Annotated in this window: 16 protein-coding genes; 10 read left to right on the forward strand and 6 right to left on the reverse strand. The window is 65.7% G+C overall.

The annotated features are described in order from the left end of the window. Window positions 1-97 precede the first annotated feature (97 nt). The 6 genes from IVA88_RS06860 (at window position 98) to IVA88_RS06885 (ending at window position 6,440) form a co-directional block, all read left to right on the forward strand. Window positions 98-1,090, forward strand: coding sequence for a tripartite tricarboxylate transporter substrate binding protein (locus IVA88_RS06860; protein ID WP_247496523.1), 993 nt, complete (start codon window positions 98-100; stop codon window positions 1,088-1,090). 174 nt (window positions 1,091-1,264) lie between these two features. After that, window positions 1,265-1,756 carry a tripartite tricarboxylate transporter TctB family protein gene (locus IVA88_RS06865; protein ID WP_247496524.1) on the forward strand — a complete coding sequence of 164 codons (492 nt, stop codon included), beginning with the start codon at window positions 1,265-1,267 and terminating at the stop codon, window positions 1,754-1,756. Window positions 1,757-1,760: 4 nt separating this feature from the next. Beyond that, window positions 1,761-3,275 carry a tripartite tricarboxylate transporter permease gene (locus IVA88_RS06870; protein ID WP_247496525.1) on the forward strand — a complete coding sequence of 505 codons (1,515 nt, stop codon included), beginning with the start codon at window positions 1,761-1,763 and terminating at the stop codon, window positions 3,273-3,275. Between the two features lie 51 nt (window positions 3,276-3,326). After that, window positions 3,327-4,316: a methylmalonyl Co-A mutase-associated GTPase MeaB gene (gene meaB, locus IVA88_RS06875; RefSeq protein ID WP_247496526.1), complete on the forward strand. Its 990-nt coding sequence runs from the start codon at window positions 3,327-3,329 to the stop codon at window positions 4,314-4,316. Then, complete coding sequence (locus tag IVA88_RS06880; RefSeq protein ID WP_247496527.1) at window positions 4,313-4,966, forward strand: pyroglutamyl-peptidase I; 654 nt, start codon at window positions 4,313-4,315, stop codon at window positions 4,964-4,966. Before meaB ends, IVA88_RS06880 begins: the two co-directional genes overlap by 4 nt. A gap of 103 nt (window positions 4,967-5,069) precedes the next feature. Then, window positions 5,070-6,440: a TIGR03808 family TAT-translocated repetitive protein gene (locus tag IVA88_RS06885; RefSeq protein WP_247496528.1), complete on the forward strand. Its 1,371-nt coding sequence runs from the start codon at window positions 5,070-5,072 to the stop codon at window positions 6,438-6,440. Window positions 6,441-6,484: 44 nt separating this feature from the next. On the opposite strand, the gene IVA88_RS06890 is transcribed toward IVA88_RS06885, so the two are convergent. The 4 genes from IVA88_RS06890 to IVA88_RS06905 form a co-directional block, all read right to left on the reverse strand. Then, a complete protein-coding gene (locus IVA88_RS06890) occupies window positions 6,485-7,102 on the reverse strand; it encodes a TIGR03809 family protein (RefSeq protein ID WP_247496529.1) in 618 nt (205 codons plus the stop codon). A gap of 481 nt (window positions 7,103-7,583) precedes the next feature. Beyond that, the gene (locus tag IVA88_RS06895; RefSeq protein ID WP_247496530.1) at window positions 7,584-9,290 is read right to left on the reverse strand and encodes a S8 family serine peptidase; all 1,707 of its coding nucleotides are present in this window, start codon (window positions 9,288-9,290) and stop codon (window positions 7,584-7,586) included. A gap of 15 nt (window positions 9,291-9,305) precedes the next feature. Next, window positions 9,306-10,001: a hypothetical protein gene (locus IVA88_RS06900; protein ID WP_247496531.1), complete on the reverse strand. Its 696-nt coding sequence runs from the start codon at window positions 9,999-10,001 to the stop codon at window positions 9,306-9,308. After that, window positions 9,998-10,567 (reverse strand): sigma-70 family RNA polymerase sigma factor, encoded by a 570-nt coding sequence (locus IVA88_RS06905; protein ID WP_247496532.1) that lies wholly within the window; start codon window positions 10,565-10,567, stop codon window positions 9,998-10,000. The genes IVA88_RS06900 and IVA88_RS06905 overlap by 4 nt, the downstream gene beginning before the upstream one ends. A 435-nt stretch (window positions 10,568-11,002) precedes the next feature. Between IVA88_RS06905 and IVA88_RS06910 the strand changes: the two genes are divergently transcribed. Further along, a complete protein-coding gene (locus tag IVA88_RS06910; protein WP_247496533.1) occupies window positions 11,003-12,160 on the forward strand; it encodes a GGDEF domain-containing protein in 1,158 nt (385 codons plus the stop codon). Between the two features lie 63 nt (window positions 12,161-12,223). After that, window positions 12,224-13,324, forward strand: coding sequence for a DUF2336 domain-containing protein (locus tag IVA88_RS06915; protein ID WP_247496534.1), 1,101 nt, complete (start codon window positions 12,224-12,226; stop codon window positions 13,322-13,324). 10 nt (window positions 13,325-13,334) lie between these two features. On the opposite strand, the gene IVA88_RS06920 is transcribed toward IVA88_RS06915, so the two are convergent. Both IVA88_RS06920 and IVA88_RS06925 read right to left on the reverse strand, forming a co-directional pair. Beyond that, entirely contained in the window at window positions 13,335-13,973 is a 639-nt protein-coding gene (locus IVA88_RS06920; protein WP_247496535.1) for a DUF1109 domain-containing protein, read from the reverse strand. 2 nt (window positions 13,974-13,975) lie between these two features. Continuing rightward, window positions 13,976-14,521 carry a sigma-70 family RNA polymerase sigma factor gene (locus tag IVA88_RS06925; RefSeq protein ID WP_247496536.1) on the reverse strand — a complete coding sequence of 182 codons (546 nt, stop codon included), beginning with the start codon at window positions 14,519-14,521 and terminating at the stop codon, window positions 13,976-13,978. A 289-nt stretch (window positions 14,522-14,810) separates the two neighbouring features. On the opposite strand from IVA88_RS06925, the gene IVA88_RS06930 reads away from it, so the two are divergent. Next, on the forward strand, window positions 14,811-15,476 hold the full coding sequence (locus IVA88_RS06930) for a hypothetical protein (RefSeq protein WP_247496537.1): 666 nt from the start codon (window positions 14,811-14,813) through the stop codon (window positions 15,474-15,476). 140 nt (window positions 15,477-15,616) lie between these two features. Next, the gene (locus IVA88_RS06935; protein ID WP_247496538.1) at window positions 15,617-16,396 is read left to right on the forward strand and encodes an enoyl-CoA hydratase; all 780 of its coding nucleotides are present in this window, start codon (window positions 15,617-15,619) and stop codon (window positions 16,394-16,396) included. Window positions 16,397-16,449: the final 53 nt, after the last annotated feature.

The following is a 16,449-nucleotide window of genomic DNA, read 5'->3' on the forward strand; positions in this document are numbered from 1 at the left end:
CTGACAGAGCGCTAACTTGCGGCGGCGCTGCAAAGCCGACTAGAATGTCGCCATTGACAAGAGCGCCCGACGTCACGGGCGCCGCTGGGAGGCATTCATGTCCAAGATTACGCGCCGCACCTTTGCGGCCTCAACTGCCGCGGTCGCGGCATCGGCCGCTTTCGGCCTCACACCCGCACTTGCGCAAGCCTATCCGGCGCGGCCCGTCACCGTGATCGTGCCCTGGGGCGCGGGCGGCGGCACCGACGCGACGGCGCGCATTGTCGCAGCGCTTCTGGAGAAGGATCTCGGCCAGCCCTTCAACGTGGTCAATCGCACCGGAGGCTCCGGCGTCGTCGGCCATACCGCGATTGCGACCGCGCAGCCCGATGGCTACACCATCGGCATGCTCACGGTCGAAATCTCCATGATGCACTGGCAAGGACTGACCGAGCTGGCGCCGAGGAGCTACACCCCGCTGGCGCTGATGAACGAAGACCCCCCGGGCATCCAGGTCTCCTCCTCCTCGCCTTACAAGACGGTGAAGGAGCTCGCCGAAGCCATCAAGGCGGCCCCTCCGGGCAAGTTCAAGGCTTCCGGCACCGGCCAGGGCGGCATCTGGCATCTCGCGCTTGTCGGCTGGATGCAGGCGATGGGCCTGCCCGCCAACCAGGTCGCCTGGGTGCCGTCGAACGGCGCCGCGCCCGCGATGCAGGACCTCGCCGCCGGCGGGCTCGACCTCACCACCTGCTCGGTGCCGGAAGCCCGCGCCATCATCGAGGCCGGCAAGGCCAGGAGCCTTGCCATCATGGCGCCGGCGCGCAATCCGATCTTCAAGGACGTGCCGACGCTGAAGGAGGCGATGGGCATCGAGTACGCGACCGGCGCCTGGCGCGGCATCGGCGCGCCGAAGAACCTGCCGCCGGAACTGGCAACGAAGCTCACCGCGGCGCTGAAAAAGGTCTACGACTCCGCCGAGTTCAAGGACTTCATGAGCAATCGCGGCTTCGGCACCGTGTGGGGCGATGCCGGCCAGTTCGGCAGCTTCATGGACAAGGGCGATGCCCAGATGGGCGAAGCGATGAAGGCGGCGGGTTTGAGCAAGGCATAAGTTTTCACCTCTCCCCCGCGCGCGGGGAGAGGTCGAGATCGAGGGCAGCCCGAGTCCGGGTGAGAGGGTCTCCGCAAATCCAGCTTTCACCGTCATTGTGGACGCGGCCCCTCACCCCAGCCCTCTCCCCGTAAGAACGGGGCGAGGGAGCAGAAACCTCACAGGACTACTCCCATGCGTCTTCCCGACTCCGTCACGGGATCGTTTCTCGTCGTGCTCGGCACAGCAGCCGCCTATGGCGGCTGGCTGCTGCCGCCGGTACCCGGGCAGCCGGTCGGCCCCAACGTATTTCCGCTGGTGATCGGGATTGGGCTTGCACTGTGCGGGCTCGCAATCGTGTTCGGTATCGGCCACACCTTCGAGGAGGAGGAAGTGCTGATCCCGCTCGATGGCCAGACAGCAGCCGCCCCGCCGCCGCAAGGAAAGCTCTACGGCCTGCGCGCGCTGCTGCCGCCGGCGCTGCTGCTGTTCTACGTGGTGGCGGCCGACCGGCTCGGCTTTATCATCACCGCGGCGATCATGGTTTACGTCACCTCGACCGCGCTGGGAGCGAAGTGGAAGCTGGCGCTGCCGCTGGCAGCGCTGGCGCCCTTCGCGATCCACCTCATCTTCGGCAAGCTGCTCCGCGTGCCGCTTCCCGCCGGCCTGTTGCCGACGCCCTGGTGATCCCATGCTGAAAACCCTGATTGAAGCGTTCGCACTGATCTCCACCTGGGAGGTCATCATCGCGATGTTCGCAGCCTCCGTGTACGGGCTCGTGATCGGCTCGCTGCCGGGCCTCTCGGCGACGATGGCGACCGCGCTGCTCGTCCCCGTCACCTTCTACCTCTCGCCGATCGCGGCGATCGCGACCATCGTGGCAGCGTCCTCGATGGCGATCTTCTCCGGCGACATCCCCGGTGCGCTGCTGCGCATCCCCGGCACGCCAGCCTCCGCCGCCTATGCCGACGAGGCTTACGCCATGACCCGCAAGGGACAGGCCGAGCTGGCGCTCGGGGCCGGCGTATGGTTCTCGGCCGTCGGCGGCATCGCCGGCGTGCTGTCGCTGATGATCCTGGCGCCGCCGCTGGCCGAGATCGCGCTATCGTTCTCGACGTTCGAGTATTTCTGGCTGGCGCTGCTCGGCCTGATGTGCGCCACTTTAGTGGCGCGCTCCTCGCCGGTGAAGGCGATCGCGGGCATGTTCCTCGGCCTGCTGGTTTCCTGCATCGGCATCGAGAATCCGGGCGGCGTGCCGCGCTTCACGTTCGGCCTCACCGATCTGTTCGGCGGCATCGAGCCGATCCCCGCTCTGGTCGGCGTGTTCGCCGTGGCCCAGGTGATGCGCGCGATGCTGACGCCCGAGCCTCCCCCGCTGCCGCGGCGTAAATTCGGGAGCATCATGGCCGGCCAGTGGATGCTGACAAAGAAGTATCACTGGCAGATGACGCGCGGAAACATCGTCGGCATCATCATCGGCGTGCTGCCCGGCGCCGGCGCCGACATGGCCGCCTGGGTCTCCTACGCGATGTCGAAACGCTTCTCCAAGGAGCCGGAAAAATTCGGTACCGGCCATGTCGAGGGCCTGGTCGAGGCCGGCGCCAGCAACAATGCCAGCATTGCCTCGGGCTGGGTGCCGTCGTTGCTGTTCGGCATCCCCGGCGATACCATCGCCGCGATCGCGATCGGCGTGCTCTACATGAAAGGGCTCAACCCCGGGCCGACGCTGTTCACGGAGAAAGCGTCGAGCATGTACGCGATCTATCTGATGTTCATCATCGCGAACATCTTGATGATCCCGCTCGGCATCGCCATGATCCGGGTTGCCGCCTACATCCTGCTGGCACCGCGCTCCGGAATCATGCCGATCATCATGCTATGCTGCGCGGTCGGATCTTTCGCGATCGGTAACAACATGTTCGGCGTCGTCACCGTCGCCGCCTTCGGCGTGATCGGCTATGTCATGGAAGCAAACGGCTATCCGGTTGCTGCGATGGTGCTCGGCATCGTCATGGGCACCATGGTCGAGCAGGCTTTTGTGACCTCCCTGATCAAGTCCGACGGCAGCATCCTGCCGTTCTTCGAGCGCCCGGTCGCCGCCATCCTCGCCGCCATGGCGATCGGAGCGCTGCTGTGGCCGGTGATGGTCTGGGTCTGGCGGAAGGTGAAACCGGTGCGGACAGGTGTGGCGGCGACATCCCGGTGATATCGGGCGAGCAACCCTCGCCTGCTCCGCCCGGGCGTTGTAAAGCAGGGCATGGTTGAGAAGAAACTTTCGCTGGACATCAAATCCCTCGCCCATGACCTCCGCGCCGGCAGCCGCACGGCGCTGGCGCGGGCCATCACGCTGGTCGAGAGCCGGCGCGGCGACCATCAGGCGCTGGCGCGCGAACTGGTGCAGATGCTGTTGCCCGACACCGGCAAGGCGGTCCGCGTCGGCATTACCGGCTCGCCCGGCGTCGGCAAATCCACCACCATCGACGCGCTCGGCACCCATCTGATCGAACAGGGCCACAAGGTCGCCGTGCTCGCGGTCGATCCGTCCTCGGCGCGCAGCGGCGGCTCGATCCTCGGCGACAAGACGCGGATGGCCCGGCTCTCGGCTTCCGACGACGCCTTCATCCGGCCCTCGCCGTCCTCGGGCGCCCTCGGGGGTGTCGCGGCGAAAACGCGCGAGGCGATGCTGCTGTGCGAGGCAGCCGGCTTCGACATCGTGCTGGTCGAAACGGTCGGCATCGGCCAGTCCGAAACCGCGGTCTGCGACATGACCGATTTCTTCCTCGCCCTGATGCTGCCGGGCGGCGGCGACGAGCTCCAGGGCATCAAGAAGGGCCTGGTCGAGCTCGCCGACATGATCGCGATCAACAAGGCCGATGGCGACAATCTCAAGCGCGCCAACATTACCGCCGCCGACTATCGCGGCGCGCTGCATATCCTGACGCCGCGCTCCGAGCACTGGCATCCGCCGGTCGAGACCTATTCGGCGCTGACCGGCAACGGCATCGCGAAGATCTGGCAAAAGATTCTGGATCACCGCAAGGCGATGAACGCATCCGGCGATTTCGCCACGCGGCGGCGCGAGCAGCAGGTGAAATGGATGTGGTCGATGCTGGAGCAGCGCATGCTGGCGCGGCTGCGCAGCGAGGCGTCGGTGCGGACCAAGGTCCGGAAGATCGAGACTGAGGTCGCTGATGGCCACCTCACGCCGGCGCTGGCGGCCGAAAAGATTTTGGAGTTGCTGCAATGAGCGACAAGCTCCGCATTCTCCTCACCGGCTTCGGCCCGTTCCCCGGCGCGCCCTATAATCCGACCCAGCCGCTGGTCGCCCGGCTGGCGCAATTGCGCCGTCCCGCACTCGACGATGCCGCGATCTCCAGCCACATCTTCCCGGTCACCTATGCCGCGGTGGACAGGCAATTGCCGGAGGTGCTCGCGAAAGAGAAGCCGGATGCGCTGCTAATGTTCGGTCTCGCGGCACGCACGCCCCATCTGCGCATCGAGAGCCGCGCGCGCAACGCCGTCACCATGCTCTGGCCCGATGCCGCCAACACCCGCTCGAGCAAGCGCGGCATCGCCGGCAATGCGGACGCGATGAATTTCGGCCCGCATACCGCAAGGCTGCTGCGCGCCGCGCGCCTCACCGGCATCGACGCGCGCCCCTCGCGCGACGCCGGCGCCTATCTCTGCAATTATCTGAGCTGGCGCGCGATCGAGAACGTCAGGGCCGGCGGGCCGCGGCTTGCGGCGTTCATTCATATTCCCCTGCTCGCGCGCGGTGGCGCCGTGCGCCGCAAGGGCGCGCCGCGGATCACGCTGGAAGAACTGGTCGATGCGGGGGAAGCGATGCTGATGGAAATGGTGCAGTTGGCGCGGAAGGGGCGGAAGGGGACTGCGTAAACATTTAACCCTACTGCGAACTATCCTCACGGCCCCAGCCGCGCGGCCCCATTTTTGCGCTACCTAACCGCTGCGGACTCCCGCGTCCGCCGGAGGACGCGTCATGGACCTCAATCGTCGCCATCTTATCGGAGCTTCGACCGCAGGCATCGCCGGCGCGCTCGCGATGCCCTCCGATGCCGCGCGCGCGGCGCCGCTGACGTCGCTGCTCGGCCGCGATGCCACGCAATATGGTGTGCGACCCGGCAGCAGCGAGGACCAAACCCGCGCGCTCCAGCGTGCAATCGACGAGGCCACGCGGGCGCAGATGCCACTGGCGCTGCCACCCGGCATCTACCGCACCGGACTATTGCGCTTGCCAAATGGCGCGCAATTGATCGGCGTGCGCGGCGCGACAAAATTCATCTTCACTGGCGGGGCCTCGGCGATCCAGAGCGATGGCTCTAATTCGATTGGCCTCACCGGCATCACCTTCGATGGCCGCGGCATTCCGCTGCCGACGCGGCGGGCACTGATCCAAATCCTCGGCGGGCGCGACGTCCGAGTCAGCGATTGCGAGATCACCGGTTCCGGCGGCAGCGGCATCTGGCTCGAGCAGGTCTCCGGCGATATCTCCGGCAACATCTTTACCAACATCGCGGTGACGGCGGTGGTGTCGTTCGACGCCAGGGGTCTCAACGTCTCCCACAACACCATCACCGGCGCCAACGATAACGGCATCGAGATCCTGCGCACGGCGATCGGCGACGACGGCACGCTGGTGACTGATAACCGCATCGAGGACATCAAGGCCGGCCCCGGCGGCTCCGGCCAGTACGGCAACGCCATCAACGCCTTCCGCGCCGGCAACGTCATCGTGCGCGGCAACCGCATCAAGAACTGCGATTACTCCGCCGTGCGCGGCAACTCGGCCTCGAACATCCACATCACCGGCAACAGCGTCAGCGACGTGCGCGAGGTCGCGCTCTATTCGGAGTTCGCGTTCGAGGCCGCGGTGATCGCTAACAACATAGTGGACGGCGCCGCCGTCGGCGTCTCCGTCTGCAATTTCAACGAAGGCGGCCGCATCGCGGTGGTCCAGGGCAACATCATCCGCAACCTGATCCCGAAGCGGCCGATCGGCACCGCGCCGGATGATGATGCCGGCGTCGGCATCTACATCGAGGCGGATTCATCGGTGACCGGCAACGTGATCGAAAACGCGCCGTCCTACGGCATCGTCGCCGGCTGGGGCAAATATCTCCGCGACGTCGCGATCACGGGCAACGTGATCCGCAAGGCGCTGGCCGGCGTCGGCGTGTCCGTCGTGTCGGGCGCCGGCACCGCACTCGTCAACAACAACATGATCTCGGAAACCCCGCGCGGCGCCGTGGTCGGGCTCGATCACGCGCGTGCGGTTACGTCTGACCTGTCAGTGGACGGCGCGCAGCGGTTTGCGCAGCTGGTGGTCGGCGGGAATGCGGTGCGGCGGTAGCTGCGCTGTTTTCCGACGGGGACGTTCATCCTTCAGGGCTCGCCCTAAAACGCGTTCCGCAGCAGCGGATACTTCGCCTGCAGGCCGTCGAGGCTGAAGGTGAATTCGACGACGCGCTCGGGGGCTGCGACGATTTCGGCTGCCGGCGGAGAGAACTGCGGCAGAAGAGTTGCCATCGCAGCAGGCGCGGTGGGCGGCGCCGCGGCAGCAGGAATCTTGGGCAGTGCCATCGCGGCAGGCGCGGCGCGCGGCGCGATCGGGGCTTCGGTGACTTCGGCGAGAACGTTCGGCTTCGGATCGAGCCTGACCGGCACGGCGCTTTCGGGAGCAATGTGCACGGCCTTCGGTTGCACGGTCTGCGTCTGCTGCTCGCGCGGAGACATGCGGGGCATCGTCGCCGGCGACCAACCGAATGAGGGCGACACGCTGGCCGCCGCCGTGGCGACGTCAGCGCCGGTGGCAAGCGCGCGCCACGTCTGAACGGCGAGCTTGGCTTCCTGGATGTTTTCGAGGAATGCGATCTCGGAATGATAGCGGCGCCAGCGGCCGGTCTCGAACATTTCGGAGAGATGCACCAGGCGCTGCTCGGCGAGAGCGCACCAGCGTGCCGCAATGTCGCGGCCGACAGCCACGTCGCGAACAGCCTCTTGGCGATGTGTCATAAACCAGCCCGTCAGGAGAAAAATACGGACGCGACGCAACGCACACGAATCAATTTAAGCGCGACGTGAATATTTTGTGGAAAAGTTTTGACTTGTCCAGCAACGACGACGTTTTCGTCGCCAAACTCCGTAGTCGTCCGGAGATTCAAGGGGTTTTCGAGTCAAGCTTCGCACAAGCATAGCGCGCCTGCGGTGTGCCGGAAGGGCGATGGCAAGGAGCGCGGGGCGATCTCTCAACCGGAAGCTGATTTCCGCCCAGGGCTTCGAGGAATCGGAGCTCCGAAAAGAAAAGACCCGTCCGGGGGGACAACCGGACGGGTCGAGCCATATGGGCGCTTGGGGTGGATGGGCGCTCGCGCCTGATATGACTTATGGGGAGGGATAACCGCTCCCACATAATTTGGTCGTGGCAGCGGGCTGAACGTTCAATGCGGCGTTTGATTTTTCGATCTTCGCGCCGCGCGCAAAGTTGTCGCAGCCGTTATCGCGTTGCCGGCCTATCCGCCTGAGAAACCGTGGCTTTATCGTCGGTGCTCGACAACGACGGTTGCTCTAATGCGCGGACGCCAGGCTCGTCGCGACGCCTCTCGATATCTTCACGTTTTGTTGTATCGGACGCGGCCGCGACCGGCGTGGCACCGTCGGCGGGAACGGCCATGACCGCGGCAAACGCATCGGTCTCGCCATGGCCGAAAAGATCATCACGCCCGGGTGAACCGAGGTCGCGCGCCGTCTTCGCCAGCGTCATGCGCAGCGCTTCCGGCTTCAAGGCGTAGTTGCGCTCGAGCAGCAGCGCCGCGACGCCGGAGACATAGGCGGCTGAGAACGAGGTGCCCGACGTCATCTGGTATTTGCCGCCTGGCGCCGGCAGGAAGATATCGACGCCGGGTGCGGCAAGCGCGATGTAATTGCCGCGGTTGGAGGCGGTGAACAGCCTGTCCTGCTGATCGGTCGCGCTGACCGCGATCACGTTGGGATTGGCGGCCGGATAGAGCGGCGGCGACTTGGGGCCGGCATTGCCGGCGGCCGCGATCAGGACCAGGCCACGCGCGGCGGTCGCCGCGATGGCCCGCTCGATCACCGCGTCTTTCGGACCGGCAAAGCTCATGTTGACGATCTGCGCGCCGTGCTCGGCGGCATAGTTCAGCGAGCGCAGGATGACGTAGGACGAGCTCTGGGCCCCGCCGGTGGTGCCGCCAAAGGCGCGGATGGCGATGAGGCGCGCCTCGGGCGCGCTGCCCATCAGCTTGGCATGCGCCACGATGGCGCCGGCAATGCCGGTGCCGTGAACGTGCGGGCCCTCGGCGCTGCCGAGCGCATCGAAATTGTCGGCAATGGAATTGGCAAGTTCCGGATGTTGGGCGTCGATGCCGGAGTCGATCACGGCAACCGTGACATTGGCGCCATGCGCCAGCGCATGCGCCTGCGGCAGGCGGAGCTTGGCCAGCGCATATTGGGCGGGATCTCCCTCCGTCGGCACCGACGATTTCTGGTCCTGGAGCAGGTAGCGGAAATTCGGCTGGACCGAGCGCACGCTGCCGTCGGCGGCGAACTCGCGCCGTACCGTCTCGGAGGGACGGCCGTCGGTGACGCGGAACAGTCCGAACGTTGCCCCGATCAGCGGGAAATTCTCGGAGGACACGCGTGTCAGGCCATGGCGGCGTGCAAGCTCGTCGGCCTCGGTCAACGATAGTCCGCCCTCGATCTCGGCGACGAATTGGTCGGCGAAGGTGCGCAAGTCCACGGCCACCGGCGTGTTGTTGCCGCGCCCCTTTCCGGTGGTCTTCTTGCCGGATTTGCCCGAGCCATCGCCGCCTGCGTTCTGCTGCGCCAGGCATTCGCCGGCGGCATCGCGATAGGGCGCGGTACAGGCAGGATAGAGGTTCGGGGAGTAACGTGCATAAGGCAGCACCGGCGTCGGCCCCATCCGCGCCGAAATCCTCGTCGTCACGATCGGGCCGGGACCGCGGCCGACGGCCACCACCCTGGCGGCAGCACCTGGACCGACGCGCGCGGCGATGCCAGGGGAAATGGTCGGCATGCGCGAGGGGACGCTGATCGTCGGCGTGCGCATGATCGCCTGCGCCTGCGCAACCTCGACGTCGAGACAGGCGGCGAGCAAGAGCGCCGCTCCGACCGACGAAGCATAGGCTCCGGCTCTTGCTCCACTCTCGGACTTGCGCGTCATCGGTCTGGAAGCGCCTTACGGCGCCGCGACGGCGAGGTTGACGAACTTCTCGCGCTGCATCTTGCCGAGCAGCGAGGCGAGTTCGTCTTGGCTCATCGCCTTGTCGAACTGGAGGCGAAACATGCCACCCTTGGCATCACCGATGATCGAAGCCTGGTAGCCGTCGAGCAACGCCGTGATGTCGGCGACGCGTGCCTCGGGCGTGAAGCGCACCAGCGCGCGCGCCGGCGGGACAGTCGTGCCGAGTTCGCGTGTGATCGGCGCGCTGGTCGAGAGCGACGCAGTCTGGAAGGTCGCAGTCTGGGTCTTCGTCAACACGGCGGCGATGATTCCGGCTTGCAGCACGAGCGCCATGGCGCCAAGGCTCGCCGACCAGGCCAGAGTACGCGGCGACAGGCTCGCGAAGAAGGTGGCGATGCGCGCCGACAGCGGCAACGATCCGGCCGCCCGCGGCGGCTCGGCGTCAATCGCGGCGAACAGCTTCTGCATCGCACGCGCCGACGGAGCACCCAGGCTCTCGTTCAGATGGATGGTCTCTTCATACTCGCCGCGGATCGCGGCATATTGCTTCGCGAGCTCGGGATCGCGCGCCAGCGCTTCGTCGACGCGTCGCGCATCACGCGCGTTCAGCGTGCCGGCGGCGTGCCACGGCAGCAGCAGTTCAATTTCACCGGGCTCTTGCTCCAGCATCTTCTTGCTCAAAGCCATCATGGCCAGCCTCGCTCAATGCCGGCTGCTTTCAGCAGTTCGGCCAATTTCTTGCGCGCATAGAACAAGCGCGTCTTCACAGTGTTCTCCGGGATGCCAACGATTTCGGCCACCTCTTCCACGGACTTCTCGTGGTAGTAGACGAGATCGACAATTTCCCGATGGTCCGGCGAGAGGCCCGTCAGACACTCCCGCAACGCTGCACTGGTATCCTTCTTCTGCACCGCCGTTTCCGGATTGTCGGACGTATCCTCGATCGCGTTCGCGGCGTCGTCGTCCAACTCAAAATCCTTCCTGCGCCGGAGCGCAGACAGGGCCTTGAATCGGGTAATTGCCAGCAGCCAGGTGGAAACGGCGGATCGACCCTCGAACTTGCCGGCTTGACGCCAGACGTCGAGAAACACCTCACTAATGAGGTCTTCCGCCGCCTGCTCGTCCCGCACGAGCCGGAGGCCGAACCGATACACCCTGACATGGTGCCGCCCGTACAGCACCTGCATGGCGAGCCGGTCGCCTTGAGCGATCCTGGCGATCAGGATCTCGTCCGACGCCGCTTGTGTCACGCTCAAAGGCCGTCTCGCAAGGTTGGTCGGGTCGATGCGGCAGACGGTTCGACGGGAGGGGCAAAATTGTTCAACCTACCGCAGTCACACGGGGCGCTGTGTGATCTACCACACATATGCGAAATTTCCTTTTGCCACCCGCGGCTGGGCGCGTCGTTCAAGAACGGTAACATAGTAATGCAGCACTTTCCTGCGCAATGCCGTCCCGGCGTAGACGACCTGACCTGCATGGAACCATAGCAGCCTATCACGACGTATGTCTTCCGAAGCCCTGCTTTGGCTCGGCCGCGTCGTACATGATGCCTAATCGGCCGGCAAATTCCTCGCCGATCGACGTCTGCCCGCTCCCGCGCTGCACGGTGTGGATTCGGTTTCGAAGGATACCAAACCTAAAGGCTTGCCACATAGATTTTTGGGCTGACATCTACCAATGGCGGGACCATGAGCACGGCCGCGACGTCCTTTCCCGAGAGGAATGCCGCTGAAGTCGCGGATCTCGTCCTGACGACCGAGGCAGCGGCACCCGAAGTCCTGGCCCGCCGGGTCCGGCAGCGCCGCCAGATGTATATCGGTCAGGTGGCGAGCTACTCGCTCGGCGCCTCCGTCCTGCTGCTCTACGCCTTTGACGGCGTGATCTCGATCGACATTGCCTCGCTGTTCTGGTTCGGCGGCCTGCTGATCATCGGCACCTTCGCCGTGTTGTCGGAAGCCGGCGTCGGTGACCGGTTCGAGGATCATTACCTCACCGTCTTCCAGATCTCGGCGCATATGACGCTGCAGCTGCTGTTCCTGCTCGCGGTGCCGACAGTCGGAGTCGCGTTCCTTGCCGTGCTGTTTCTGATCTTCGCGTTCGGCACGCTTCGTATGACCTCGCGTCAGGCGATACTCACCTGGGGCCTTGCCACTTGCGGGCTTGCCTTCGTTTTCCTCGCCTCGGACTTGCCCATCGGACTGCCGGTTACGACCCGGCTGCAACGGGCCGCCTCGATGCTGTGCTTCGTGCTGGTGATCGGGCAGTGCGCCACCCTCGGCCTATTCGGAGCGACCCTGCGCAAGATCCTGTACCGGCGCAGCATCGAGCTGAAGGCCGCCTATCAGCGCATCGAGGAGCTGGCCGAGCTCGACGAGCTTACCGGCTCCTACAATCGCCGCTGTATCATGCGGCTTCTCGACGCCGAGATCGAAAAATCGCAACAGACATCGACCCCTTGCGCGATCGCACTGATCGACCTCGACTGGTTCAAGCGCATCAACGACGCCCACGGCCATCCCGTCGGCGACGAGGTGCTGCGCACCTTCGCGATCACTATTTTCGCCAATATCCGCCCGGCCGACTGCTTCGGCCGCTACGGCGGCGAGGAATTTTTGCTGCTGCTGCCGGGAACGGACGTTGAGGCGGCGTCGCGCATGCTCGATCGGCTGCGCGCCATCGTCGCCGATCTGGACTGGAGCGCATTCTCTCCATGCATGCGCGTGACTATTTCCGCGGGCGTCGTGATGCTGCGCGACAATGATACTGCCGACACATTTCTCGTGCGCGCCGACAGCGCGCTCTATTCGGCCAAGGCGCAAGGGCGCAACCGCATTGCAACGAGCTGACCACTCCATTTTCTCCCGGCGCGACAGAAGCCGCCGCCGGGCCGAACGCTCCAGGACAGGGCAATGAGATCCAAATCCGCAGAATCATCCGAGAGTCTGCTCGAGGAATTGCAAATTGCGCTCTCGCACGGCACTGTTGCGCACCGGGTCGAGACGCTGCGCCGCGTCACCGATCTCTTCGTGGGCAACGCGGTGGACTATTCCGACGACCACGTCCGCGTGTTCGATGACGTGTTCCAATACCTGATCGAGCAGATCGAGACGTCCGCAAGGGCCCTGCTCGCCGACCGCCTCGCACCGGTCGCGGCTGCGCCGCCGAAGATCATCCGCACGCTCGCGCTCGACGAGGTGATCGAGGTTTCCGGCCCCGTGCTGTCAAAATCTGAACGGCTGGACCAGGCGACCCTGATGGAGATCGCGCGCACCAGGGGCCAGGCCCATCTCAAGGCGATCTCGCTGCGGCGGGTGCTGTCGGAAGCGCTGACCGACGTGCTGGTGACCCGCGGCGACGAGGACGTGGTGCAATCGACCGTCAGCAATCCGGGCGCGCAGCTGTCCGAGGGAAGTCTCGCCGATCTCGTCACCCGCGCCGAGCGTGACGACGACCTCGCTACCTGCATCGGCCTGCGGCCCGACCTGCCTCGCCATCATTATTTGAAGCTGGTCGCGAAGGCGTCCTTGACCGCGCGCAGGAAGCTGGAGGCCGCGCATCCGGAGCTCGCGGACGACGTGTCCAGCGTGGTCCAGGAAGCGGCCCAGCGGATCCGCACCGCCACCATGACCAGACAGACCGAGATGGCGCGGGCGCTGGTGAAGTCGCTGCACGAGGACGGCCGCCTCACCGAGCTCCAGGTCGCCACCTTCGCAGAGCAAGGCAAGTTCGACGAGACCAATGCGGGGCTGGCGGCGCTTGCGGGCGTCGCGGTCGAGACCGCCGAGTCCATGATGATCGAAAGTCGGACCGAGGGCGTGATGATCCTCGCCAAGGTCGCGGCCATGCAATGGTCGAGCGTGCGCGCCATCATCGCCCTGCGCGAGAAGCTCTCAGGCGACTCTCAGACGGACATACTGACGCTGCGCGACACTTATGAGGCGCTGCGCGGCTCGACCGCGCAGCAGGTGCTGCGCTTCCACCGCATGCAGCAGGGCGCGACGCCGGCGTGAAGCCGGCGACCTAGTAGCGCAGAACCTTCGCCCCCACCGCCGCCCCGATCGCGGTCACCAGCGCGGTCGCGAGCGTGTACCAGGTCGCGACGAACAGCGGGGAATCGTCGGTGCAGTGCGAGGCGTACAGCGTCGCGGCGAGGCCGGCCGACACCAGGCCGGCGAGCGCACCGGCGAGCGCGGGATGCGACGGCGCGCCGTGACGCAGACCGAACAGCGCGCCGGCAAGCAGCGGCAGCGACATCGCAGGGATTGCGAACAGGCAAACCCTGGAATTCTTGCCCATCAAACGCATCGTCATCGGCATGGCGGGCGCCATCATCGCCTCACTGCTGATCGCCACTGCGAGCAGCCCGACGGGAAGCAGCAGCAGCCAGCCCCAGCCGCGCAGCAAGGCTTCGGGCCGCGACAGATGCAGGCTGACGATGATCGCGGGAATCGCGAGCGACAGCGTGACCGCGAACTTCATGTCGAAGAAGGGGTTGTGCATCGCTGTCATCACATCGTGACGCACGCCGAGAAACGTCGCGAAGATCAGGATCGACAGGGGCGCGGCGACCAGCAGCGCCATGGTCAGCACCGCGCCGACGCGCGGCGCGCGATGGGCGTTGTCGGCCGCGAGCGAGCGAATGAGTTGATCGGTATCCATGACTAGTGGTCCCGCAGTTTGGCAGTCAGCGCCGCAAGTCCGCGATGCAGCGCGACCCGCACCGCGCCCTCGCTCATCGAATATTTCGCCGCCGTATCCTTGATCGAGGTGCTTTCGACCGCGATCGACTGCAACACGTCGCGCTGGCGTTGCGGCAGCGTATTGAGCTGGCTGGCGACCTCGCCTGCCGAGGCCGTCTCCTGCGGCACCTCGCCCGGCAGGGTCTCGGCGAAATCGTCGATGTTGACGAAGATCCGCCTGCCCCGCCGCCGCAGCATGTCGATCAGCTTGTTGCGGCCGATCGCAAACAGCCACGGGGCGAAGGGGGCTTCGCTGTCCCAAGTGTGCCGCTTCAGATGCACCGCCAACAGAATCTCCTGCACGATATCCTCGGCCTGGTCGGGAGACTGCCCGGCCCGGGCCAAGCCACGCCTCGCGGCAGCGCGCAGCACAGGCGTGACCGCCTTCAACAGGCGATGATACGCCGCGTCATCGCCTGCCATGGCCGACCGCATCAGGCCGGTCCACTCGTCCTCACGTCCGCGCACGCGCGCCCTCACCATGCAATTCGGCCGGTCTTTCAATTTGTTACGCCGGCCCGACACAGATCACGAATTCGTGATCTGTGTCGGAGACGCGACCGATACGGCCGTTAAGATCTGGGACGGCTCATAACACCGATCGGTCCCGTCCGCACCGGCGGCCAGCCGCGAACGGAGCGGTTTGCCGCGTTTTTGCCCGGTGTAGCCCGAAGATTCCCATTTTCTGCCCCGCTGTCGTCACGCCCCGGGGTCTCTGTTCGGTCCCGGGACGGGCGGAATTGGGGAGATCGTCAACATGAAGAAAGCCAGCGGGCGCGCGGCCCTGATTCTCCTGGCCGGGCTTTTCTTGCTGTTCGGGGGTGTTGCACAGGCGGCGCCGAATTCAGCCGCAAGCAGCAAATCTGATAGCGCGGGCAAACAGGCCGACGAGGCCCAACCGAGCAAGCAGCGGCGCCACATCTCGCGTGACCGCGACAGCACCAAGACAGCGCGGAAATCCGACGATAAGGCTGAGAAGAAGGACGCCGCGGCGACCGCCGACGAGGCGAAGGCCGACAATCGTGGCGTGCCGGCCTCGAGCCGGATGCCGCCGGAAGTCGCCAACGCCAATGCGCAGCTCGCCGCCGGCGATACGCCGACCGCAGCTGCCGCCTCCGCAATGACAGGCCGCGCCAACGACAACGTCCAGGCCGCGGCCGATAATACCGCCGCCCCGACCGCCGAGAGCGAGGTCGTCGCACCCGACCAGATCAACGACATCGACCGCGCCCTGCAACAGGACAACGCGCCAGCACAGAAGGCGGTGATTGCCGCAATCGACGCGCAGCCGCGGCCGGCGCCGGTGATGGCAAGCAGCCAGCAGAGCTCGGCCTGGGACCAGAGCTCCCTGATCGGCAAGATCTTCATCGGCGTCGGCACGCTGCTGACGCTGGCCTCCGCCGCGCGCATGTTTATGGCCTGATTGCCGGCCTGCGGGACCTCGTCCGGAACGCGCGTCTCGCCGCGTGTTCCGGCCGTCCTTGCTCTGATCGCTTTGGGGCCCCTTGAAGCCCCCCGCGCCAGCGGGCACATTGTCCGCTCAATCAAAAGCGTGGGTGGAGCATGAGCACGTTCGAACACATCATCGTCGAAAGCAAAGGCGCAGTCGGCATCATCAAGCTGAACCGGCCGAAGCTGCTCAACGCGCTCTCCTTCGGCGTCTTCCGCGAGATCGCCGCCGCAGTCGACGATCTTGAAGCCGATGACGCCATCGGCTGCATCGTCGTGACCGGAAGCGAGAAGGCATTTGCCGCCGGCGCCGACATCAAGGAGATGCAGCCGAAAGGCTTCATCGACATGTTCTCCGAGGATTTTGCCGCGATCGGCGGCGACCGGGTCGCGCGCTGCCGCAAGCCGACGATCGCCGCGGTCGCGGGCTATGCGCTCGGCGGCGGCTGCGAGCTCGCGATGATGTGCGACTTCATCATCGCCGCCGATACCGCCAAATTTGGCCAACCCGAAATCACGCTCGGCACCATCCCCGGCATCGGCGGTACCCAGCGCCTGACCCGTGCGATCGGCAAGTCCAAGGCGATGGATCTTTGCCTCACCGGCCGCATGATGGATGCAGCCGAAGCCGAGCGAAGCGGCCTCATCAGCCGCATCGTTCCGGCCGACAAACTGATGGACGAGGTGATGGCCGCTGCCGAGAAGATCGCCACAATGTCGCGGCCCGCGGTCGCGATGGCCAAGGAGGCGGTCAACCGCGCCTTCGAGACCACGCTCGCCGAGGGCATGAGCGTCGAGCGCAACCTGTTCCACTCGACTTTCGCGTTGGAAGACCGCTCCGAGGGCATGGCGGCGTTCATCGAGAAGCGCAAGCCGGTGAACAAGAACCGGTAAGGCGAGCAAGCAGTCAGGCTGGTGTAAGGCTCTGCCGCTTTCCCGCAGAAACC

It is taken from the genome of Bradyrhizobium sp. 149 (assembly GCF_023073915.1).
Classification (GTDB): Bacteria; Pseudomonadota; Alphaproteobacteria; order Rhizobiales; family Xanthobacteraceae; genus Bradyrhizobium.

Coding starts and splice junctions, on each gene's coding strand:
- IVA88_RS06860 (WP_247496523.1), top strand. CDS start 98: ATGTCCAAGATTACGCGCCGCACCTTTGCGGCCTCAACTGCCGCGGTC.
- IVA88_RS06865 (WP_247496524.1), top strand. CDS start 1,265: ATGCGTCTTCCCGACTCCGTCACGGGATCGTTTCTCGTCGTGCTCGGC.
- IVA88_RS06870 (WP_247496525.1), top strand. CDS start 1,761: ATGCTGAAAACCCTGATTGAAGCGTTCGCACTGATCTCCACCTGGGAG.
- meaB (WP_247496526.1), top strand. CDS start 3,327: ATGGTTGAGAAGAAACTTTCGCTGGACATCAAATCCCTCGCCCATGAC.
- IVA88_RS06880 (WP_247496527.1), top strand. CDS start 4,313: ATGAGCGACAAGCTCCGCATTCTCCTCACCGGCTTCGGCCCGTTCCCC.
- IVA88_RS06885 (WP_247496528.1), top strand. CDS start 5,070: ATGGACCTCAATCGTCGCCATCTTATCGGAGCTTCGACCGCAGGCATC.
- IVA88_RS06890 (WP_247496529.1), bottom strand. CDS start 7,102: ATGACACATCGCCAAGAGGCTGTTCGCGACGTGGCTGTCGGCCGCGAC.
- IVA88_RS06895 (WP_247496530.1), bottom strand. CDS start 9,290: ATGACGCGCAAGTCCGAGAGTGGAGCAAGAGCCGGAGCCTATGCTTCG.
- IVA88_RS06900 (WP_247496531.1), bottom strand. CDS start 10,001: ATGATGGCTTTGAGCAAGAAGATGCTGGAGCAAGAGCCCGGTGAAATT.
- IVA88_RS06910 (WP_247496533.1), top strand. CDS start 11,003: ATGAGCACGGCCGCGACGTCCTTTCCCGAGAGGAATGCCGCTGAAGTC.
- IVA88_RS06915 (WP_247496534.1), top strand. CDS start 12,224: ATGAGATCCAAATCCGCAGAATCATCCGAGAGTCTGCTCGAGGAATTG.
- IVA88_RS06920 (WP_247496535.1), bottom strand. CDS start 13,973: ATGGATACCGATCAACTCATTCGCTCGCTCGCGGCCGACAACGCCCAT.
- IVA88_RS06930 (WP_247496537.1), top strand. CDS start 14,811: ATGAAGAAAGCCAGCGGGCGCGCGGCCCTGATTCTCCTGGCCGGGCTT.
- IVA88_RS06935 (WP_247496538.1), top strand. CDS start 15,617: ATGAGCACGTTCGAACACATCATCGTCGAAAGCAAAGGCGCAGTCGGC.